Below are 21,226 nucleotides of genomic sequence, written 5' to 3'. Positions count from 1 at the left end.
AAACGAGGGGTGGTCGGCGCCGCCGTCACCGGTGGTCCTCCAGCAGATCGGTCACCAGCTCCGCGATCGCGGAACGCTCGGAGCGCTGCAGTGTGATGTGGGCGAACAGCTCGTGGTCCTTGAGCTTCTCGATGACCGCCTGCACGCCGTCGTGGCGTCCGACCCGCAGGTTGTCGCGCTGGGCGATGTCGTGGGTGAGCACGACGCGGGAGCCGCGGCCCAGGCGCGAGAGGACGGTCAGCAGCACGTTGCGTTCCAGGGACTGGGCCTCGTCGACGATGACGAAGGAGTCGTGGAGGCTGCGGCCGCGGATGTGGGTCAGGGGCAGGACCTCGATCAGGTCACGGGCCTGGATCTCCTCCATGACGTTGTCGGAGACCAGCCCGTCGAGGGTGTCGAACACCGCCTGCGCCCAGGGATTCATCTTCTCCGTCTCGGAGCCGGGCAGGTAGCCGAGGTTCTGCCCGCCCACGGCATACAGGGGACGGAAGACGACGATGCGGCGGTGCTCCCGGCGCTCGAGAACTGCCTCCAGTCCCGCGCACAGCGCCAGCGCCGACTTGCCGGTGCCGGCCCGTCCACCGATGGAGACGATGCCCACGCCCGGATCGAGCAGCAGGTCGAGTGCGATGCGCTGCTCGGCGGAGCGGCCCTGCAGCCCGAAGGCCTGCTGGTCACCGCGTACGAGCCGGATCGCGCCGTCGGCCGTGACGCGCCCGAGTGCCGACTGGCTGGCGGTGCTCAGGGTGACGCCGCAGTGCACGGGCAGGTCGGCGGCCTCGACCCCGGTGTCCGTGGCCGCGTCGGCGGGGAGTTCGGTCTCACCGTCGCGGAAGAGGGCGTCGATGACGGAGCTGTCGGTGCGGACGGTGGCCATGCCGGTGTAGCCGGTGAGCACCACATCCTGGGCGTGGTACTCGTCTGCCGCCAGACCGATGGCGCCGGCCTTAACCCGCAACGGCACGTCCTTGGTGACCAGGACTGTGTCGCTGCCCTCGTTGTGCAGGTTGAGGGCGCAGGCCAGGATGCGGTGGTCACCGCCGGTCCCGCGGAAGGCCACCGGCAGCTGGGTCTGGTCCTGGTGGTTGAGTTCGACGCGGAGAGTGCCGCCGTCCACGTTGACCGGCACCGGCTGGTCGAGGCGTTCATAGGTCTGGCGCAGCTCCTCGAGCATCCGCAGGGCCTGGCGGGCGAACCAGCCCAGTTCAGGATGGTGACGCTTGTCCTCGAGCTCGGTGATCACGACGATCGGGAGAACCACTTCGTGTTCCGCGAACTTACGCAGGGCCCACGGGTCCGACAGGAGCACGGAGGTGTCGATGACGTAGGTGCGGGTGGTCACGGCGCTGGGTGTGCGCAGGTCGCGGACGGGAAGGTGGTTGAGTTCGGCGGTGCCGGTGGTCGGGTCGAACATGACGATGACTCCCCTTGCAGAGCCCGCCGGGTACCCGGCGGGCCACTGCGAACGATCAGCGGGTCGGTGTCACGGCCGCCGCGCCGGTACCTGCTGACGACGGTCGTGGCCGGGCGACTGGTCCGGTCCCGAACCGCGGTGCCGCCCGGTTGAACGCAGGCTATCCCCGCCACATGGAAATCTCGTGGTTGCGAGATGAACAGTGCGTTAAGTGCCCTCGACCGGGGTGTCATCGCGGGTTCAGCTTCCGGCTAGTTCTGCTCGATTTCGGAGGTGTACTCGTCTCCCAGTGGCGCGGGGACCCAGGAAATGGTGCCGTTGGTGAACTCCTGGGTCCATCCCTCACCGTCGGGGATGGCCTCCTCGGGTCCGGTCGGCAGGCCGAGGTCGGAGTCCAGGCCGCCCTCGTTCATCCAGGTCTGCGCGATCATGCCGATCAGCGGCTGGGCCCCGGTGTCCGCGGAGTAGGCGAGGTAGCTGTCCTCCTCATAGGAGACCAGGTACCGCCCGTCCGAGCCTTCCTCGACGCCGGTCGGGGTGCCGAAGTCCGCGGAGTGGGTGTTGATCGCCTCTGCCAGGGGCACGGGGACCGCGACGCTCGAACCGTCCACGAGGTCGATCTCCTGGGTGTCCCCCTCCGCTCCCTCCTCGGTTGCCTGGGGGTCCCCGGTGTCCTGGGAACCGCCGGCGCCTTCGTCCTGCACGCCGGCGGTGGTGTCGGTGACGGTGGTGATGTCCCCCGGGTTCGCGGTGTCGGCGCCTTCCGGGGTGGTGTGTGCCGCGCCGGTCTGTTCCGGGGAGTCGTCGCCGAGTCGCGTGTCGTCCTCGACGGAGGCGCAGGCCGCCAGCCCCAGGGTCAGGGACGCGGCGGCGAATCCGGTGAGGAGTCGGCGGGTCATGGTGGTGGTGCGAGGCATGAGCGGTCACCCTTTCAGGCATCGAGGTCTATGTCTCGCCACCATTGTGTGTTGTCTATGTCACGCCGTGCAATCATCGTGGTGGAAACGTGAGCTCATCGTGACTTCTTCCGCCGGGGACCGGACCCGCTGGCCCCGCCCGAACGTCGCTGTCCCGAGCGCTGCCCCTTGTCCACCCGGCGCGCCTGCTTCGCCAGCGCCTTCTCCCGTGCGGTGCGTTTCGGTGCGGCCTGACGGGAGGAGTTGACCGTGCGTCCCTTGGCGATGCCGACGAAGTCCTGGATCGCCTCCGAGTCGCCGTCCCGGTGCCAGACCAGGGCGATCTCGGTGTGGGGCACCCCCGGATCATCCAGTCCGAGGGGTACGGCCTGCTTCTTCGCCAGGACCTTGAGTAGCGGGCGCGGGGCGATCACCACCCCGACGTTGGCGCCGACGACCTGCAGGCCCACGCGGACTTCGGCGACGTCGACGGTGCCGTCGGCGGCGATCCGGTAGTTGACGTGCTCGTCGGCGAGATCCGCCGCGGCGACGTCCTCCCCCAGCTCTGCGAACACGGATTCTCTGGGCACGGCCACCCCGGGGGACTCCCCGTAGAGGCGCACCACGTGGTGGTCGTCGGTGACGCGCGCGTCCGGCAGCCTGGTCAGGGCGAGGTCGGCGCGGCCGTCGAGAAGCTCGGCGAGTGCGTCGTCGGAGTCGATCGTGACCAGCCCGCCGTGGTCGGTGCGTTCACGGAAGCGGTGGAACCACTTTCCCGGCTCAGTGCCGGTGACGAAGCTTAAGGTCAGCATGGGGGTAATGCTACCGTTGAGGGCGTGAATGATGACTCTGTCCGCGTCCCGTCCGGAACCGCCATGAAGCCGCAGACCGCGGCGAAGAAGCTGGGGATCTACCTGCCCGCCACCCCAGAGGATTTCCAGGCCAACGCGGTCACCCATGCGGAGCTGAAGGAACTGCAGAATAACCCGCCGGAGTGGCTGCAGGAGCTGCGCCGCACGGGGCCGCACCCGCGTCCCGTCGTCGCCCAGAAGCTCGGCATCACCATCGCCGCGCTCAAGCGCAACGACATGGACAAGCCGCTGACCACCGCGGAGATCAAGGAGCTGCTGGAGAACCAGCCGGAATGGCTCAGCACCGCCCGTACCGCACTGGCCGAGGGCCGGGCGGAGCGCACCGGTGAGGACAACGCGGAGGACTGACCCCGCCGGCAGGAAAAGTCACCCTCAAGGGCGGCAGACGAACGAAAAAGTTCGCCTGCCGCCCTTCTGTTCACCCGAAAGGGGGCAGCGGCATCACTCCGACCGGGATGCGGGCGACGGTCGGAAACGGCACCCGCGGACCCCTTTCCCGCTCCCGTCCGGGACGGCGTCTTCGCTGGCCAGCGTACTGTCGGCCGCCCGGCAACGAAGAGCCGCGGCGCTTAACAATTTCCCGGACCCCGGACAAGTCCCCCTGGGTACTATTGAGGGTTTCCCCTAGTGCCATGTGGCGCGGAACACTTTTAAATTGCTCTCAACCCTCCGTCACGGAGAGAAACTCTCACAGGACTCGCAAAGGAGCAGACCAGTGAACGCACCACTCACCACCGGGACCCGCAGCGCGGGAGACACCTGGGAATCCCCCAGGCACCGCCTGACCGTCTACCTCATTCTCGCGGTCGTCGGCGTCTCCATCCTCTTCGACGGCTACGACCTCGTCATCTACGGCGCGGTCCTGTCGACCCTCCTCGAGGATCCGAGCCACATCGGCCAACTCTCCCCCGCCGTCGCCGGCACCCTCGGCTCCTACGCCATGATCGGCGTGATGATCGGCGCCCTGACCGCCGGCGCCATCGGTGACCGCCTCGGTCGCCGCAAGCTGATGCTCACCGCCATCATCTGGTTCTCCCTCGGTATGGCCTTGACCGCGATGTCCACCTCGATCGTGATGTTCGGCGCGCTGCGCTTCCTCACCGGTCTGGGTGTCGGAATGATCGTCGCCACCGGCGGTGCCATCATCGCGGAGTTCGCCCCGAAGAACCGCCGCAATCTCTTCAACGCCATCGTCTACTCCGGCGTCCCCGCCGGCGGCGTCATGGCCTCCCTGCTCGCCATCGGGCTCGAGGACCTGATCGGCTGGCGCGGCCTGTTCCTGATCGGCGCCTCCCCGCTGGTCTTCCTGCTGCCGCTCGCCTTCTTCGCCCTGCCGGAGTCCCCGCGCTGGCTCGTCGCCCGCGGCCGTAAGGCCGACGCCCGTGCCCTCTGCGTCAAGCACGGCCTGCCGGAGGATCAGTTCATCGTCGCCGACGTCCCCGCCCCGGCCGCAGCCGATAACGCCGCCAAGGCCGAAAAGGCCGTCGAGAAGACCGGTTTCGCCGGCATCTTCTCCCGCGCCTACCTGCCGGGCACCGTCCTGATCGGTGCCATGTCCTTCATCGGTCTGCTGTCCACCTACGGCCTGAACACCTGGCTGCCGGAGATCATGCAGGCCGCCGGGACCAGTGCCGACAACTCCCTGTACTCCCTGTTCGCCCTGAACGGCGGCGCTGTCATCGGCGGTCTGATCGCCTCCTGGTTCGCCGACAAGATCGGCCCCAAGACCATCATCACCTCCACCTTCGCGCTGGCCGCCGTCTGCCTGTTCGGCCTCCCCTTCATCACCTTCGCGCCGCTGCTGTACATCGCCATCGCCTTCGCCGGCGTCGGCGTCCTGGGCACCCAGGTGCTCACCTACGGCCTGGCCTCCAACTACTACGGCACCTCCTCCCGTGCCGCCGGGGTGTCCTGGGTCGCCGGCTTCGGCCGACTGGGCGGCATCGTCGGCCCGGCCATCGGTGGCCTCATCATCGCCGCCGGCTTCGGAGCCTCCAGCGCCTTCTACCTCTTCGCCGGTGTCGCCGTCATCGGCGCCATCTGCACCGCCCTCATCCCGCGCTCCCCGGCCGACGCCGAGATCGTCGCCGACGCGGAGCCCGCCGGCCGGGAGGTTCCCGGCGACTCCCCTCATGAGCCGGCCCTGAACGCCCCCGCCCCGCGGTAGGAGCCGACAGGCCAGGACAGCCGGCCTCCCCCACCCCTCTCTCGACGGAAGTTGTCCCCCACCCCCGGTCACCCTTCAGGTGGCCGGGGGTTCGTCACGTCCACCAGGTGGGATTCACCAGCTGCGCCGGAAGGTCTCGCCGTCGTCGAAGCGCAGCTCGGCGGTGACCTCCGGCTCCAGGGTCAGCCGCACGTCGAGCCGGTGACCGTCACCGGTGACCGCGTAGGTGAGCTCCGGGTTGGACGTGTCGGTGATCTCCACGCGCGCCCGGGCCAGCCACGGGTGGCGCCGCCGCAGGCCGATGAGCTCCCGGTGCAGGTTGTACATCCACTGCCCGACGGTGGACAGCTGGTCGGGGGTGTCGGGCAGCGCGGGGCGCAGCGGGTCGTCGGCGGCCGCACCCTGCCCCTTGGTGCCGCGGAAGGCCTGCTCGTCGCCGGAGTAGATGCTCGGCAGTCCAGGCAGGGTGAACAGGATCGTGGCGGCCAGGGCCGCGCCGGCGTCGCCGACCCTGCTGGCGATGCGGTCGACGTCGTGGTTGCCCACGAAGGTCTGCATGAGCGCCCGGGCGGAGAACTCGTCGTGGCGCTGCAGGGCGTGCGCCAGCTCCCAGAAGTTGACGTCCCGGATGGAGCTCCAGATCGCCTTCCACAGCTCGTACTGGGTGACGGTGTCCAGCCCACCTTCCTCGATCAGCGCCAGGTAGTCGCCGTGGATGATCTCGCCGAGGAATACCGCGTCCGGGAAGTTCCGGCGCACCCGGCCGGTGACCTCGGCCCAGAACTCCACCGGCACCGCGTAGGCGACGTCGAGCCGCCAACCGGCGATGCCGCGGCCCAGCCAGTGCTCCATCACCTCCACGACGAGGTCGGCCACCGCCGGATCGGAGTGGTCGAGCTCGGCGAGGTCGCCGTGGCCCTCCCAGGGCCGGGGGCGGCCGTCGCCGTCGAGCCGGACCGGGCCCGCGCCCGCTTCCCGCGTCCGCTCCACCAGCGGGTGCCCGACGCCGAGGTGGTTGAACACGCCGTCGAGGATGACCGACAGCCCGCGGGAGTGCGCCTCGGCGATCAGCCGGTCGAAGTCGGCGTCATCGCCCAGCCGCGGGTCGATGCGGAAGTGGTCGAGGGTGTCGTAGCCGTGGGTGGCGGAGTCGAAGATGGGGCCGAGCAGCAGGCCGTCGCAGCCGAGCTCAACCACGTAGTCGAGCCAGGGCGTCAGTCTCCCCAGGCGGTGGCCGTGGGCGTCGGGACGGTCCCGCCAGTCGCGGACGGGTGCGCCGGCGGCTCCGAGCGGGTAGACATGCCACCAGATGGCGTGATCGAGCAGAGGCACAGCTCCTCCTATTGAGCCTAGTTCAATAACTGGTTACTGACTCTAGCTCAATAGCAGGTACCATCGCCACCGTGACCGCCACCCCGCAGCCCCGGCCCCGCCCGCGACGCCAGCGCCTCGGCGTGGAGGAACGCCGCGCCGTCATCCTCGCCGCAGCCCGGGAGCACTTCGCCGACACCCCCTACCCCAAGGCGTCCACGGCGGCGATCGCGGAGGCCTCGGGCAGCTCCACGGCGCTGGTCTTCCACTACTTCGGCAGCAAGGCCGGACTCTACGCCGCCGTCGTCGCCGACGCGCTCGACCGACTGGCGGCCGCGCAACAGGCCGCCGGGGACGCCCTGCCCGCCGGTGTGCCCGTGCGTGATCGGGTGCGCGCACTGCTGCTGGTCCACCTCGACCACCTGGCCGCCGGCAGGACGGTCACCGCCACCCGCGCGGAACCGGCGGAGGCACTGGCGGTGCGCCGGAAGGCCCGCGGTGAGTTCATCGGCCGGCTGCGCGCACTGCTGCGCGTCAGCGGGTGGACCCGCCACGAGTACGCCCTGTGGGGCTATGTCGGCTTTCTCGACCAGGCCTGCGGGCACTGGGTCGAGGCCGGCTGCCCGGAGGATGGACGTCACCCGCTTGTCGACGCCGCGCTCGGTGCGCTCGAGGGCGCGCTCGGCGACTGGCGCGGGTGAGAGCCACCGCGCGCAGACCCCCGAACACACAACGCCCGCGCCTTCCGCAGATCGCGGGAGGCACGGGCGTACAGCAGCCGAAGGAAAAGCTCTTAGCGCAGCTTCCAGTCCTCGAGGCCCTCGTAGAGCGGGTACTGCTCGGTCAGCCTGGTGACACGGGCGCGCAGGGCCTCGACGTCGACGCCCCTGCCCTGGGCCAGGGCGGTGCCGATGATGTCGGCGACCTCGGTGAAGGCCTCGGCGTCGAGACCGCGGGTGGCCAGCGCCGGGGTGCCGATGCGCAGGCCGGAGGAGACTGCCGGCGGACGCGGATCGAACGGCACGGCGTTGCGGTTGACGGTGATACCCACCTCGTGGAGGAGATCCTCCGCCTGCTGGCCGTCCATCTCGGAGTTGCGCAGGTCGGCGAGCACCAGGTGCACGTCGGTGCCGCCGGTGAGCACGTCGACACCCGCGGCCCTGCAGTCCTCACCGGTCAGTCGCTCGGCCAGGATGCGCGCGCCCTCGAGGGTGCGGGCCTGGCGGTCGCGGAACTCCTCGGTGGCGGCGATCTTCAGCGCGACGGCCTTGGCGGCGATGACGTGCATGAGCGGGCCGCCCTGCTGCCCCGGGAACACGGCGGAGTTGAGCTTCTTGGCGTAGTCCTGGCGGGACAGGATCATGCCGGAGCGCGGGCCACCGAGGGTCTTGTGGATGGTGGTGGACACGACGTCGGAGTGCGGCACCGGCGACGGGTGCAGGTCCGCGGCGACCAGGCCGGCGAAGTGCGCCATGTCGGTCCACAGGTAGGCGCCGACCTCGTCGGCGATGGAGCGGAAGGCCTCGAAGTCGATGGTGCGCGGATAGGCGGACCAGCCGGCGATGAGCACCTTCGGGCGCTCGGCCAGGGCCTGCTCGCGGACGCGGTCCATGTCGATGCGCATGGTCTCCGGATCGACCTCGTAGGCGATGACCTCGTAGAGCTTGCCGGAGAAGTTGATCTTCATGCCGTGGGTCAGGTGGCCGCCGTGGGCCAGGGACAGCCCCATGATCTTGTCGCCGGGGCTGGCCAGGGCGTGCAGCACGGCCGCGTTCGCCTGGGCACCGGAGTGCGGCTGGACGTTGGCGAAGTCGGCGCCGAAGAGCTCCTTGGCGCGGTCGCGGGCCAGATCCTCGACGACGTCGGCGTGCTCGCAACCACCGTAGTAACGGCGGCCCGGGTAGCCCTCGGCGTACTTGTTGGTGAAGACCGAGCCCTGCGCCTGCAGCACGGCACGCGGCACGAAGTTCTCGGAGGCGATCATCTCGAGGGTCTCTCGCTGGCGCGCCAGCTCACCGTCGATGGCGCGCGCCACCTCCGGGTCGAGCTGGGCGAGCTCCTGGTATCGGACATCAGCTGCGGTCATGGGCGTTTCGTCCAGCCTTTCGTTGATCGACGCGCCGCCACCCGCCTCATCCTGCGGGTGCGGCATACGGTGCTTGAGCTTACCTTCCCGCCGGTCCCGGTACCCCCTGTTTCCCCACCGCCACCACGGGTGGCCTGCGGGCAGGTGAGACAATGGGTGCATGGCCCGCCCCAAGGACACCAGCCCCTACCTGGATTTCGACCGCGCCTCCTGGCGTGGTCTGCGTAAATCCATGCCCCAGGTCCTCACCGAGAGTGAGCTGGCGCAACTGCGTGGTATCGGCGAGAACATCGACCTTGACGAGGTCGCCGAGGTCTACCTGCCGCTGAGCCGGCTCATCCATCTCCAGGTGAGCGCGCGGCAGAAACTGACCACCGCTACCGAGACCTTCCTGGGCAACAACCCGGGGCACGTGCCGTTCATCATCGGGGTGGCCGGCTCGGTGGCCGTCGGCAAGTCCACCACCGCCCGTCTGCTCCAGGTGCTGCTGCAGCGGTGGGAGTCCCACCCCCGAGTGGGACTGGTGACCACCGATGGTTTCCTCCACCCGGCGGCCGAGCTCAACCGGCGCGGCCTGATGAAGCGCAAGGGGTTCCCGGAGTCCTACGACCAGCGCGCCCTGCTGCGCTTCGTCACCGACGTGAAGTCGGGTCGCCCCGAGGTGGACGCGCCGGTGTACTCCCACACCCGCTACGACCGGGTGCCGGGTCAGGTGCAGACGATCACGCAGCCGGACATCCTCATCCTCGAGGGGCTGAACGTGCTGCAGACCGGGCCGACCCTGATGGTCTCGGACCTGTTCGACTTCTCCGTCTACGTCGACGCCCGCACGGAGGACATCGAGCGGTGGTACATCGACCGTTTCCTGCAACTGCGCTCCACCGCCTTCCGGGAGCCCGGCGCGCACTTCTCGCACTTCGCCGACATGGGTGACACGAAGGCCACCGCCGAGGCCCGGGAGATCTGGCAGTCGATCAACCTGCCGAACCTGGTGGAGAACATCCTGCCGACCCGGGTGCGGGCCTCCCTGGTGCTGACCAAGGGCGCCGACCACCTGGTCGAGCGGGTGCGCATGCGCAAGATCTGACGCCCGGTCCGCACGGGCGTGTGGGAGAATGTCCGCTATGCGTGAACTCGAGCACCCGGCCGTCAGAGAGCTGACCCTGGACGGGGTGCTCTCCGCGTTGGCGGATCCGGTGCGGAGGAGGATCGTCCACAAGCTGGCCCGGCGTTCCGCGTGGGACGGCTGGCGGGAGCTGCCGTGCCTGGCGCTGGATCTGCCCGTGAGCAAGTCCACGGCCACCCACCACTTCCGGGTGCTGCGGGAGGCCGGGCTGATTCAGCAGCGCCGGGAGGGCACCGCGATCCTCAATTCACTGCGCCACCGGGATCTGGAGGACCGGTTCCCGGGTCTGCTGCCCGCGATCATCCGGGCGCATGACCAGGATCCGGACAGTCCGGCCGACGAGTAGGAACCGCGTCAGACCTGCGCCCACTCCACGACGGCGTCGAGCTCCGCCAGGTCCACCCGGTCGGTGTCGCGGTCGAAGGAGTCGATCATGGCCCGGTCGTTGGCGCTGCGGGCGGATTCCGGCTTGGCCTTGAGCGCCTTGATGATGCCCCACATGATCATCCGGTGTCTGCGGTTCATCGTGGAGTACGCGAGGCGCCCCGGCAGGTAGAAGCGGGCCACCTCCGGCCTGTCGGAGAGCATCCCGGCCATCTGGTCCTTCCGGCGGGCCTCATCGATCAGTGTCATTCCCACCGCGCACACGGCCACCGGGCGCGGTCCCAGATCGTGTTTCGCCACGAAGGCGGCGGCCGGGATCGAGGGGCCGTGCACCGGGGAGAGCACGATGAGCGGGCCGGTGCCGGCCGTGAGCTCGGCGGGCGCGGCCTCGGCCAGCTGTTGTGCGGTGGTGCCCAGGCGGCGGGCGAGTTCCTCCGCGTACTGACGGGTGGATCCGTAGGAGGTGTCGTAGAGGACGGTGGCGCTCACGGTTGCGGGGCTCCTTTCATTTTCCGAAGCGGCGGGAGCGCATCGAGTAGTCGCGCAGCGCGCGCAGGAAGTCGATGCGGCGGAAGGCCGGCCAGTAGGTCTCGGTGAACCAGATCTCCGAGTAGGCGGCCTGCCACAGCAGGAAGCCGGACAGGCGCTGCTCGCCGGAGGTGCGGATGACCAGGTCCGGATCCGGCTGGCCGGAGGTGTACAGGTGGGTGGCCAACGAGTCGACGGTGACCTTGTCGGCCAGTTCCCCGGCCGGGGTGCCGGCGGCCACCTCCTCGGCGATCAGTCCCTGCACGGCGTCGACGATCTCCTGGCGCCCGCCGTAGCCGACGGCGATGTTCACGCACACCCCAGTGCGTTCCTCGGTGCCCTCGGCCGCCTCCCGCAGCCGCCGGGAGACGTCGGTCGGCAGCAGGTCCAGGTGCCCTACCAGGCGCACCCGGCAGTCGTGGTCGCCGTGGGCGAGCTCGGCGACGACGTCGACGATGATGTCGAACAGCAGCTGCAGCTCCTCGGGTTCACGGCGCAGGTTCTCCGTCGACAGCAGGTAGACGGTGACGACCTCGACCTCGGTCTCCTCGCACCAGCGGACCATCTCACCGATCTTCTTCGCGCCCGCCCGGTGTCCGTGGCTAATGTCGGTGAAACCGGCCTCCCGCGCCCACCGTCGGTTGCCGTCCGCCATGATGGCGATGTGCTTCGGCTGCCGCGCGCCCTTCAGCTCGCGGAGCAGGCGGGCCTCGTAGAGCGGGTACAGCAGGCGGGGCAGGATGTTCACACGGCTGATTCTAGCGTGCCTGCCCGCCCGCTCGTTCGGTGAGCCGTGGGCGGGTTACTCCCCCACCGCCGCGGCGCGGCGGGCGCGCACCGCGGCGGCCAGCTCGCCGAGCAGGTCGACGGTGGTGTCGATGTCCATGCACTTGTCGGTGATGGACTGGCCGTAGACCAGCCCCTCGCCGCCGTTGCACTCCAGCTTCGCGGAATCCAGGGACTGGGCGCCGCCCACCAGGAAGGACTCCAGCATCACGCCGGCGATCGCGGCGTTGCCGTCGGCGACCTGGGCGGCGACGTCCGCCACGACCCGGGCCTGACGGACGTGGTCCTTGCCGGAGTTGGCGTGCGAGGCGTCGATCATCAGGCGGGCGTCCGCCCCGATCTTGCCGACGGCCGCGGCGACCGACTCCGCGTCGAAGTTGGGGCCGGTGGTGCCGCCGCGCAGGATGACGTGGCAGTTGCTGTTGCCGGCGGTCTCCACAACGGCGGGTCGACCGCCGTCAGAGGTGCCGAAGAAGAAGTGCGGCTCCGCCGCTGCCGCCACCGCATCGACGGCGACCTGGACGTTGCCGTCGGTGCCGTTCTTGAAGCCGATGGGCATGGACATCCCGGAGGCCAGCTGGCGGTGGACCTGGGACTCGGTGGTCCGCGCCCCGATCGCCCCCCAGGCCACGGCGTCGGCGTAGTACTGCGGGGAGTTCGGCTCGAGGAACTCGCACGCGGTCGGCAGGTCCAGGTTGACCACGTCGATGAGCACCTTGCGGGCCAGCTGCAGGCCGTGGTTGATGTCGAAGGTCTCGTTCAGGTGCGGGTCGTTGATCAGGCCCTTCCAGCCCACGGTGGTGCGCGGCTTCTCGAAGTACACGCGCATGACCACCTTCAGGTCCCGGTCGAGGCGGGCCGCCAGCGGGGCCAGGCGGTTGGCGTAGTCGAGGGCGGCGTCCGGGTCGTGGATGGAGCAGGGTCCCACGACGACGACGAGGCGGTCGTCGTCACCGGCGAAGATGTCGGCGATCTCCTGGCGGTCGGCCTCGACCTTCGCGGCCTGGGACTCCGACAGGGGCAGCATGCCCTGGATCTCTTCCGGAGCGGGCAGGTCGTGGAAGGCGCGGACGCGCTTATTCGAGGTGGAGGCGGCGTTCTTCAGGGAAACCGGGGAACTCATGGTGCAGGGGGCCTTTCTCGGGTGCTGTCTGGTGTTGTCGGGGCGGGAGATGTGGTGCCCGCCTGCTGGTGGGGGCGAGCAAAAAAGTATCGGGTACGAAAAAAGCAGCCCCTCCACCCGATCTCTCGGGGAGGTGCTGCTCGGCTCCGGTGTGTTCGTCTGCTCGCTAGCTCGTGACTGTCAGGGCACGCGACCTGGCGAGGCGGGGAACAGGTCCCGGAGCCTCACCAAAATAAAATCGCTGAACGAACATGGATAAGAGTGTAGCACGGAATGTGGGAAGCGGGATCAGAACCAGGTTTTCTTCCGGCGGTCGAGGAGCCCCGCCTGCTCCATCGCGCGGTCGACGGCCTCCTCGTCGAAGACGTCGAGGCCGTGCTCCTCGGCGAACCGGCGGCGGCGGTTGAACCGGGAGTAGCGGCGGTGGAACGCCCAGCCGGCCATCAGGATGGCGACGCCGAGCGCGGCGAGGATGAGAATCCCGATCGGCGAGGCCTTGCCGAACTCGGGTCCGAGCGGACCGCCCTGCTGCTGCTGCGCCAGCACGGAGGCGGTGTCGAACGCGCTCTGTGCAGCGAGGTTGAGGTGGGCAATGACGGGGGCAGACACGTTGTTTCTTCCTTCGCGCCGAGGTGGGCTTCAGGGGTTAAGGGTTGACGCCTGCGAACAGGTCGTCCTCCGGGATGGAGGTGGTCACGCGGGTGGCGGCGAGCTCGAATTCCTCGGTGGGCCACAGCTCCTGCTGGACCTCCGTGGGGGTGGCCAGGAACGCGCCGGCCGGGTCGATCTGGGTGGCGTGGGCCCGCAGCGCCGCATCCCGGTTCGGGAAGTACTCCGCGCAGTCCACCTGGGTGGTCACCCGGGCCATGATGTCGGCGCGGTTGCGCTCCCAGCGTTCGAGCATCGGGCCGTAGGGGCTGGTCTTGCCCTCCCGGATGAGCAGGTCGTGGAACAGCTGCATGCGCTGGCGGACGAAACCGTGGGTGTAGTACAGCTTCAGCGGCGTCCACGGCTCGCCGGTGCCGGGGGCGAACTCCGGGTCACCGGCGCGCTCCCAGGCGATCATGGAGGCCTCGTGGACCTTGAGGTGATCCGGGTGGGGGTAGCCGCCGTTTTCGTCGTAGGTGATGATCACGTGCGGACGAACCTCGCGGATGACGCCGACGAGCTCCCTGGCCACCTCGGCGCCCTCCTCCAGGGCGAAGCACCCCTCCGGCAGCGGCGGCAGCGGGTCACCCTGCGGCAGGCCGGAGTCGATGTGCCCGAGCCAGACGTGCTCGATGCCGAGCGCCTCGGCGGCCTGGCGCATCTCCTCGCGGCGGATCTCGATCATGTTCTCCAGCACGCCGGGCTTGTCCATGGCCGGGTTGAGGATCGAGCCGCGTTCGCCACCGGTGCAGGTCACCACCACGACGCGGTTGCCCTCTGCGGCGTACTTCGCCGTGGTCGCCGCACCCTTCGACGCCTCGTCATCCGGGTGCGCATGGATCGCCAGCAGTCGGAGTCCGCTCACGTGTCCCCATCCTTCCGTCGGTACCTGCCTTGAGTCTTCATCCGCCCATCCTAGTAGGTCGCGGCCACAGGTCATACATGTCGGTGCGTCCGATAGGATTAGGCGCGACACTCCCCCCCCCCACCCCATCACGTATGCCCGAGGTAGATGATGACGACTCCCGCCGCGAACCGCCCCGAATCCCGTTACGGCGTGGACCGGACCCCCCGCAAGCCGCGCGGCATCGGTGGCAAGGTCGTCGCGATTCTGGGCGTCGTCCTCCTGGTGGGCATCGTCTTCGCGGTGGGCAACTTCATGACGAACCGCGGCTCGGCCGAGGTGTCCGTGTCCATGGCCTCCTACGAGCGGATCGACGACGACACGATGCGGCTGTGGGTGGACGTCAGCCGCGACGACACCTCCGTGCCCTCCTACTGCATCGTCACGGCGATCAACTACGCCATGGCCGAGGTCGGCCGCCGCGAGATCATCATGCCTCCGGGCGGGGAGGGCATCGAACGCGTCCAGGTGGACGTGCCGACCCGCGACTACCCCGTCTCCGGTGGCACGTACGGCTGCTCCACGAACATGCCCAGGCATCTCGACGTCGCCGCCGCTGCCGCCGCCCGGTAACCACCGGGGCCACGGGGCGGCACCGTGTCACGACCGCCGGGTATCACTGTGCTAGAATCCGGGACCACAACGGAAACGTCGGCTGACCTGCGCCTTAACGCCAACTGAGACGGGTTCCCATCCGGAGAATCCCCACCTCAGCTGGCGTTCGCGTGTTCGGTCGGCGTCATTGACGAATCCGGCGGGTGTCATCGGGGGGCCACCTCCCTGCTGCCCCGCCGATCCCCCAGGGAAGGTTGCAACATGGCAGAGCCGAAGAAGCAGTACATCACCCCCGAGACCAAGGCCAAGCTCGAGGAGGAGCTCCAGGCGCTCATCGACCACCGCCCCGTCGTCGCCGCCGAGATCAACGAGCGCCGCGAGGAGGGCGACCTCAAGGAGAACGCCGGCTACGACGCCGCCCGCGAGATGCAGGATCAGGAGGAGGCCCGCATCAAGCAGATCTCCGAGATTCTGGCGAACGCCACCACCGAGCGTGAGGGCGTCGTCGAGGGCGTCGCCCTCGTCGGTTCGGTCGTGCACGTCTACTACAACGGCGACAAGGACGAGAAGGAGACCTTCCTGATCGGCACCCGCGCCGCCGCCACCGACAACCCGGATCTCGAGACCTACTCCGAGCAGTCCCCGCTCGGCGCCGCCGTCGTCGGCGCCCAGGAGGGTGAGACCCGCGAGTACACCGCCCCGAACGGCAACACCATCTCGGTGACCATCGTCTCGGCTGCACCCTACGATTCCCAGTTGGCCGCCACCCCGCGGTCGAACGACTAATCTTCCTCCATGAACCTCTGGTCGGCGCGGTAGCCCCACTACCGCGCCAACCGTGCAGCATCGACAGTAAGGACGAGTAACCCGATGACCACCTTCAGCATCCGTCAGATCGCCGCGGCAGGTGCCGCCGCCGTCACCGCTCTGGCACTGGCAGCGTGCGTGCCGCCGAACGAGAACCCGTCCGACGAGAAGGTCAACACCGCCACCGAGTACAACGGTCCGTACAGCCCCGGTGACGATTCCCCCGAGGCGATCACCACCGGTGCCGGCGCCCCGACGACCGTCAGTCCGGTGGACGGCGCCGCGACGGATGCAGAGGTCCCGGGCTTCATCAACTGTGTCGCCACTCCCGTCCAGGAGCCGGGCACCATCACCCTGGACTGCGCTGACGCCTCCGACCAGCTCATTGAGATCGACTGGGAGGACTGGGGCCAGCAGCAGGCCACCGGCACCGGCACCCGCCAGACCCCGGAGGGTGAGCAGGAGAACGTCGATGTCGTTCTGTCCACCCCGATCGTCAGCCCGCAGGGTCTGGTGTTCAGCGAAATCACCGTCGACGGCGTGCCCGTCACCCCGTAGTAACGGCACGACGGCGGGCGGACCTGACCCGCCCACCCGGCGCAAAACCCGCGCCTCCCCTCTCCGGGGAGGCGCGGGTTTTGCCGTGCCCGGCCGGTTGCCCGCCTCCGGGCGTACCGACGGGAAAACCCGCCTCCCCCGGTATCGGGGGGCGGGTTCTTCGGTCGCGCTGGGTGTGTCCGGGGAGGTTAGTCGCCGCGGAAGTACGACAGCAGGCGCAGGATCTCGGTGTAGAGCCAGACCAGGGTGACGGCCAGGCCCAGTGCCACGCCCCAGGCCATCTTGGAGGGGGCGCCGGCGCGGATCATCTTGTCCGCGGCATCGAAGTCGGTGAGGAAGCTCAGGGCCGCCAAGCCGATGCACACCAGGGAGAAGATGATGGCGAGCATGCCGCCGTCACGCAGCGGGTTTGCCCCGGTGAACAGGGCCAGCAGCAGGTTGCCCAGAGCCAGCACCAGCACGCCGACCAGCGCGCCGGTCAGGATGCGGTTGAACTTCGGGGTGACCTTCACGGCACCGGTCTTGTAGACGAAGAGCATGCCGAGGAAGACACCGACGGTACCGAGGATGGCCTGTCCGATCAGGGCGCCGGCGTCGGATTCGCCGACCACGGCACCGGAGAAGATGACGGAGATGCCGCCCACGAACAGCCCCTCGAAGGCGGCGTAGATCAGCGTCACGGCGGCGGAGCCGTACTTCTTGCCGAAGGTGCCGACCAGGACGGTGATCAGACCACCGATGGCGCCGACCACGGTCAGCAGCATGGCCAGGCCCGGGTTGAACAGGGAGATGCCGAAGTTGACCAGTGCCAGGAGGATGATGACGCCGAGGGTCATGCCCGTCTTGGACACGACGTCATCGACGGTCATGGGGCGGTCGTCGGTCGGCGCGACAGGGCGGCCGTACCCCGCATACGGGTCCTGGTAACCCTGCTGCGGGTAGCCGGCCTGGTAGGCGCCGCGCTGCGCGCCGCCCTTGGCACCGGACAGCGAGTTCATTACAGGGTTGCTACTACGCACGTGAAACCCCGGTCCTTTCAGTTTTATCAGTCACTTACACTCCCACAACGTATCAAGCTCCGGTTGTGTTCCCGGATAGGATACCTGTGTTGTCGCGTCCGCAACCTCCCCCGGAAAGGGGCCGGGCCGACCAGCCGGCTCCCCGCATCCCGGGGCCCTCCCGGCTCACTCCACCGTCGCGCCCGCAGGGGGCGGAAAACCCCGGAACCGTGGAGCACCGACGGATTCTGCGGGTAGGCTGAAGGCGTTTCCCGAACCCCGGCCTGCGACCGTGACTCCCGAAACCTGCGAAGAGGTGCATTCTCACCCGTGGAACCCCCTGAACGATCTATCCGCCCCATCCCTCACCCCCTTCGGCCGAGCAGGTGGGTGACGGCATGACCGCGGCAGTGTTCACGCTGATACTCGGCCTGGTCGTCATCGGGGTGATCATCGCCGCCAACGGCTACTTCGTGGCGCAGGAATTCGGCTACATGTCAGTCGACCGCAACGAGCTGCGCGCCCGGGCGGAGGGCGGTGACCGGCGGGCGGAGCGGGCGTTGACCATCACCAACCGCACCTCCTTCATGCTCTCCGGAGCACAGCTGGGTATCACCGTCACCGGTCTGCTTATCGGTTATGTCGCGGAACCGCTCGTCGGCAACTCGCTCGGCACCCTCCTCGGCGGAGTCGGCGTGCCCGCCGCCGTGTCAATCTCCGTCGGCACCGTGCTCGCGCTGGCGGTGTCCACGATCATCCAGATGATCTTCGGCGAGCTCTTCCCGAAGAACTACACGCTCGCCGCACCGATGAAGTCCGCCCTGGCGCTGGCCCGGTCCACGGCGATCTACCTGGCGACCTTCGGATGGCTGATCAGGTTCTTCGACATCGCCTCCAACGCCCTGCTGCGGCTGCTGCGCATCGAGCCGGTCGAGGACATCGACTCCTCCGCCACCGCCGAGGACCTCGGGCGCATCGTCACCACGTCCCGGGAGTCCGGGCGCTCGCCGACGACACCTTCCTCGTCCTGGACCGTCTGCTGGATTTTCCCACCCATGACGTCGAGCACGCCATGATCCCCCGTTCCCGCACCGACGTCGTCGCCCCGGGCACCTCCGTGGGGGAGATCCGTGAACTGATGGCCGCCGCGCACACCCGCTACCCCGTCATCGACGGCCGGCACGTACCGGTCGGTGTCGTGCACCTGATCGACGTGCTCGGCACCGACCTGCCCGACGAGGCGCCCGTCAGCGAGCTGATGCGCGAGCCCCTCGTCGTGCCCGAGCTCATGGCGCTTCCCGACGCCGTGGGCGAGCTGCAGGCGCGCTCCGAGAAACTCGCCTGCGTCATCGACGAGTACGGCGGCTTCATCGGCGTGATCACCATAGAGGACCTCGCCGAGGAGATCCTCGGCGACGTCACCGACGAGCACGATCTGCCCGAACCGGAGGAGATCACGCACACCCGCGAGGACGAGTGGCTCGTCGACGGCGACACCCCGCTCGACGAGGTTTCCCGCGCCATCGGCCACGATTTGCCCGAGGGCGACTTCGAGACCCTCTCCGGCCTCCTGCTCTCGCACGCCGGCGGGCTGCTCGCCGAGGGCGAGGTCCACGAGCTGCGGCTCGGGGCCGAGCCGGAGGACTACCTCGACGACGGGGAGGCCCCGCTGCGTATCCTGCGCATGCACATCGAGTCGGTCGAACGCCGCGTGCCCGCCCTCGTCCGTCTCGAACTCGTCGAGGAGCCCGCGGCGGACACGGCGGACACTGTACCCGGGGAAGACCGGGAGGAGGAGTAGATCATGACCGAGTGGTACATCGCACTGCCCGCCACCCTCCTGATCATCGGGTTGTCGGCGTTCTTCGTCATCCTCGAGTTCTCCCTGCTGGCGGCCCGCCGCCACCGGCTCGAGGAGACCGCCGAAACCTCCGCGTCCTCCCGGGCCGGACTGCGCAGTCTCAATGAACTGACCCTCATGCTCGCCGGCGCCCAGCTGGGCATCACCGTCTGCACCTTCGCCCTCGGCGCGATCACCAAGCCGTGGGTGCACGACGCCCTCATGCCCGTCTTCGAACTGCTGCCGGTCCCGCTCAGCGTCGCCGACGTCATCTCATTCCTCCTCGCCCTGTTCGTGGTCACCTTCCTGCACCTGGTCATCGGGGAGATGGCGCCGAAGTCCTGGGCGATCGCCCATCCCGAGACGGCGCTGCACATCGTCGCCCTGCCCGCCCGGTGGTTCATCACCCTGTTCCGGCCACTGCTGGCCTGGATCAACCGGATGGCCAACCGCCTGGTCAAGGCCGTCGGGGAAGAACCGGTCGACCGCGCCGCGGCCCAGGGTTACGACGCCGAGACCCTGCAGATTCTGGTCAATCACTCCCGCGAGGCTGGTGCCCTGGATGAGGCCGCCGCCTCCCAGATCGCCGGGGTCATCGAGCTGGAGCGCGCCACGGTCGACGACGTCGTCGGGGCCCCGGAGAACACCCCGGTCACCCTGCCGGCCACCGCCACGGTCGCCGATGTGCAGACCGTCGCGCGCGACTCCGGGAAGCTGCGGGTCCTGCTCGACGACGCGGCGTGGGATGAGCCCCGCCTGGTGCACGTGCGCGACACGCTGCTCGTCCCGACGGACACCCCGGCCATGGAGTTGTCGCGCTCGGTGCTGACGCTGCCGGCCGGGACCACCCTGCAGGAGGCGCTGGGCCGGATGCGCGCGGAGAACGAACAGCTCGCCATCGTCCTGCCCGACGAGGCGGGCAGGGACGAACTCTGCATGGTCACCTGGGACTACATGCTCGACCAGCTGTGGCCGAGCATCGAGCGCGAGATGGGCCGGGTCCAGTCGCGGCGGGAGGGGTGAGCGGTCACGGACGGGCCGGCGGCATCCCGCCCGGGCCCGCCGGACCGCCCGGACCCCCTTCCCCGCCCGGACCACCCGGGCCCGCCGGACCACCCGCACCGCCGCCCGGCGGGAGCGCCGACATCTCCTGCTCCGTGGTGGTGTCGATCGCGACGTCGATGCTGAGCCGGTAGCCGGAGGCGGCGTCCCCCGTGACGGAGGGCAGCTGCCCCTCCCAACCGTCGGAGAACACGTTGTCGGTGGCCAACGTGATCCGGGCGAGGTTTTCTGCGGAGCCCTCGTAGCCCTCGGTCGCGTACACCACCTGGCTCATCTCCTCCGGAATGGCGATCTGGGAGGTCAGGACGTTGTTGGTGGCATCGGCGATCGAGTCCACGTCCGGAAAGACCTCGAAGTGGATGTGCGGCCACCGGCCCGCGTAGCAACCGGGCACGATGGTGGTGAAGGTGACCTGTCCGTTCGCGTCAGCGATCTGCACCCCGCGCAACCAGGTCTGCTCCGTCACCCCGTCCGAGTACATCGAGTACCGGCCCTGCCCGTCGCAGTGCCAGACATAGACGGCGGCACCGGCGTACGGGGCGTTGCCATTGGCCATGTCGATGACGTTCATCGTCAGTGTCAGGGGTACCCCCACCACCGCGTCCCCACCGTCGATGCTGGTCGTCAGGTCGGAACGCTCGACCCCGCTGAGGTCGAGGACATCCGGTCCATTGGATCCGTCACCCGGGTACGGGCCCGCGGTCTCGGTGTGCATCTCCCCGGGCACCACCGCGGATGCCGTCACGGGTGTGCCGGTCGTCGTGGCGCCCGCCCCGGCGGTGGTCGTCGAGGACGATCCCGTGGGAGCGCAGGCCGCCAGCGCCAGGGAGCCGGCGCCGAGGCCGAGGGCGCCGAGGAAGCGGCGGCGGGTGAGCACCGTGCCGAGGTCGAAGGCCAGACCCTGATCCTCGATGTCATCTCCCTGCCGGTCGAGCACGCGCCCCTCAAAGGTGCGGACATGGGCACCCGGGCCCGTATCCTCCGGCGTGTCGGCGAGAGCGGGAAGAGGTCGGCGGATGCGTGAACGCAGGAAACGGGAAGTCATGACGACGGAGGTCCTTCCGAAAAACGGGGCCCGGGAGCCTTCTCCCGGGCCGGTGTCCTCGACTTTAAGCCTCCGAGCTGGACGTTTACCTGATGTTCATCTTGAGAATTCTGGGG

21 protein-coding genes and 1 pseudogene are annotated in these 21,226 nt (G+C 69.1%); 10 read left to right on the top strand and 12 right to left on the bottom strand.

Going from position 1 to position 21,226, the window contains the following annotated elements; genetic code table 11:
* Positions 1-25: 25 nt before the first annotated feature.
* The 3 genes from phoH2 to A605_RS05040 form a co-directional block, all read right to left on the bottom strand.
* Positions 26-1,414: an RNA 5'-3' helicase PhoH2 gene (gene phoH2, locus A605_RS05050; RefSeq protein WP_015400423.1), complete on the bottom strand. Its 1,389-nt coding sequence runs from the start codon at positions 1,412-1,414 to the stop codon at positions 26-28.
* Positions 1,415-1,665: 251 nt separating this feature from the next.
* Entirely contained in the window at positions 1,666-2,331 is a 666-nt protein-coding gene (locus A605_RS05045) for an LGFP repeat-containing protein (protein WP_015400422.1), read from the bottom strand.
* 95 nt (positions 2,332-2,426) lie between these two features.
* A complete protein-coding gene (locus tag A605_RS05040; protein ID WP_015400421.1) occupies positions 2,427-3,122 on the bottom strand; it encodes a LysR family transcriptional regulator substrate-binding protein in 696 nt (231 codons plus the stop codon).
* A gap of 63 nt (positions 3,123-3,185) precedes the next feature.
* Here A605_RS05040 and A605_RS05035 point away from each other — a divergent pair, with 63 nt between their 5' ends.
* Both A605_RS05035 and A605_RS05025 read left to right on the top strand, forming a co-directional pair.
* Entirely contained in the window at positions 3,186-3,530 is a 345-nt protein-coding gene (locus A605_RS05035; protein WP_015400420.1) for a DUF5997 family protein, read from the top strand.
* A 367-nt stretch (positions 3,531-3,897) separates the two neighbouring features.
* Positions 3,898-5,349, top strand: coding sequence for an MFS transporter (locus A605_RS05025; RefSeq protein WP_015400419.1), 1,452 nt, complete (start codon positions 3,898-3,900; stop codon positions 5,347-5,349).
* A gap of 114 nt (positions 5,350-5,463) precedes the next feature.
* On the opposite strand, the gene A605_RS05020 is transcribed toward A605_RS05025, so the two are convergent.
* Positions 5,464-6,681, bottom strand: coding sequence for an alpha-amylase family protein (locus A605_RS05020; RefSeq protein ID WP_015400418.1), 1,218 nt, complete (start codon positions 6,679-6,681; stop codon positions 5,464-5,466).
* 71 nt (positions 6,682-6,752) lie between these two features.
* Between A605_RS05020 and A605_RS05015 the strand changes: the two genes are divergently transcribed.
* Positions 6,753-7,361 (top strand): TetR/AcrR family transcriptional regulator, encoded by a 609-nt coding sequence (locus tag A605_RS05015; RefSeq protein WP_015400417.1) that lies wholly within the window; start codon positions 6,753-6,755, stop codon positions 7,359-7,361.
* Positions 7,362-7,453: 92 nt separating this feature from the next.
* Here the strand turns inward: A605_RS05015 and glyA are convergent, their stop codons facing one another.
* Complete coding sequence (gene glyA / locus A605_RS05010) at positions 7,454-8,746, bottom strand: serine hydroxymethyltransferase (RefSeq protein WP_027004321.1); 1,293 nt, start codon at positions 8,744-8,746, stop codon at positions 7,454-7,456.
* Between the two features lie 160 nt (positions 8,747-8,906).
* Here glyA and coaA point away from each other — a divergent pair, with 160 nt between their 5' ends.
* Both coaA and A605_RS05000 read left to right on the top strand, forming a co-directional pair.
* A complete protein-coding gene (gene coaA, locus A605_RS05005) occupies positions 8,907-9,833 on the top strand; it encodes a type I pantothenate kinase (protein ID WP_015400415.1) in 927 nt (308 codons plus the stop codon).
* Positions 9,834-9,870: 37 nt separating this feature from the next.
* On the top strand, positions 9,871-10,218 hold the full coding sequence (locus tag A605_RS05000; protein WP_015400414.1) for an ArsR/SmtB family transcription factor: 348 nt from the start codon (positions 9,871-9,873) through the stop codon (positions 10,216-10,218).
* Between the two features lie 8 nt (positions 10,219-10,226).
* Here the strand turns inward: A605_RS05000 and A605_RS04995 are convergent, their stop codons facing one another.
* The 5 genes from A605_RS04995 to mca form a co-directional block, all read right to left on the bottom strand.
* On the bottom strand, positions 10,227-10,745 hold the full coding sequence (locus A605_RS04995; protein WP_015400413.1) for a flavodoxin domain-containing protein: 519 nt from the start codon (positions 10,743-10,745) through the stop codon (positions 10,227-10,229).
* A gap of 16 nt (positions 10,746-10,761) precedes the next feature.
* On the bottom strand, positions 10,762-11,532 hold the full coding sequence (locus tag A605_RS04990; RefSeq protein ID WP_015400412.1) for an isoprenyl transferase: 771 nt from the start codon (positions 11,530-11,532) through the stop codon (positions 10,762-10,764).
* 54 nt (positions 11,533-11,586) lie between these two features.
* Positions 11,587-12,693, bottom strand: coding sequence for a 3-deoxy-7-phosphoheptulonate synthase (locus tag A605_RS04985; protein WP_015400411.1), 1,107 nt, complete (start codon positions 12,691-12,693; stop codon positions 11,587-11,589).
* A gap of 288 nt (positions 12,694-12,981) precedes the next feature.
* Positions 12,982-13,302 (bottom strand): hypothetical protein, encoded by a 321-nt coding sequence (locus tag A605_RS04980; RefSeq protein WP_015400410.1) that lies wholly within the window; start codon positions 13,300-13,302, stop codon positions 12,982-12,984.
* Positions 13,303-13,339: 37 nt separating this feature from the next.
* A complete protein-coding gene (gene mca, locus A605_RS04975) occupies positions 13,340-14,206 on the bottom strand; it encodes a mycothiol conjugate amidase Mca (protein WP_015400409.1) in 867 nt (288 codons plus the stop codon).
* Positions 14,207-14,353: 147 nt separating this feature from the next.
* Here mca and A605_RS04970 point away from each other — a divergent pair, with 147 nt between their 5' ends.
* From A605_RS04970 to A605_RS04960, 3 genes are all read left to right on the top strand, one after another.
* On the top strand, positions 14,354-14,818 hold the full coding sequence (locus A605_RS04970; RefSeq protein WP_015400408.1) for a DUF4307 domain-containing protein: 465 nt from the start codon (positions 14,354-14,356) through the stop codon (positions 14,816-14,818).
* Positions 14,819-15,061: 243 nt separating this feature from the next.
* On the top strand, positions 15,062-15,586 hold the full coding sequence (gene greA, locus A605_RS04965; RefSeq protein ID WP_015400407.1) for a transcription elongation factor GreA: 525 nt from the start codon (positions 15,062-15,064) through the stop codon (positions 15,584-15,586).
* Positions 15,587-15,670: 84 nt separating this feature from the next.
* Positions 15,671-16,165: a hypothetical protein gene (locus tag A605_RS04960; RefSeq protein ID WP_015400406.1), complete on the top strand. Its 495-nt coding sequence runs from the start codon at positions 15,671-15,673 to the stop codon at positions 16,163-16,165.
* A 188-nt stretch (positions 16,166-16,353) separates the two neighbouring features.
* On the opposite strand, the gene A605_RS04955 is transcribed toward A605_RS04960, so the two are convergent.
* Complete coding sequence (locus tag A605_RS04955; protein ID WP_015400405.1) at positions 16,354-17,184, bottom strand: Bax inhibitor-1/YccA family protein; 831 nt, start codon at positions 17,182-17,184, stop codon at positions 16,354-16,356.
* Positions 17,185-17,561: 377 nt separating this feature from the next.
* Between A605_RS04955 and A605_RS04950 the strand changes: the two are divergent.
* Together A605_RS04950 and A605_RS04945 are read left to right on the top strand one after the other, a co-directional pair.
* Positions 17,562-18,964 (top strand): annotated as a pseudogene (locus tag A605_RS04950) (hemolysin family protein).
* Positions 18,965-18,967: 3 nt separating this feature from the next.
* A complete protein-coding gene (locus A605_RS04945; RefSeq protein ID WP_015400404.1) occupies positions 18,968-20,026 on the top strand; it encodes a CNNM domain-containing protein in 1,059 nt (352 codons plus the stop codon).
* A 4-nt stretch (positions 20,027-20,030) separates the two neighbouring features.
* Here the strand turns inward: A605_RS04945 and A605_RS04940 are convergent, their stop codons facing one another.
* A complete protein-coding gene (locus A605_RS04940; RefSeq protein WP_015400403.1) occupies positions 20,031-21,110 on the bottom strand; it encodes an intradiol ring-cleavage dioxygenase in 1,080 nt (359 codons plus the stop codon).
* Between the last annotated feature and the right edge of the window lie 116 nt (positions 21,111-21,226).

The organism is Corynebacterium halotolerans YIM 70093 = DSM 44683 (assembly GCF_000341345.1).
GTDB lineage: Bacteria > Actinomycetota > Actinomycetes > Mycobacteriales > Mycobacteriaceae > Corynebacterium > Corynebacterium halotolerans.
Note: the sequence above shows the minus strand (reverse complement) of the source record. Positions and strands in the feature narration are given on the sequence as shown.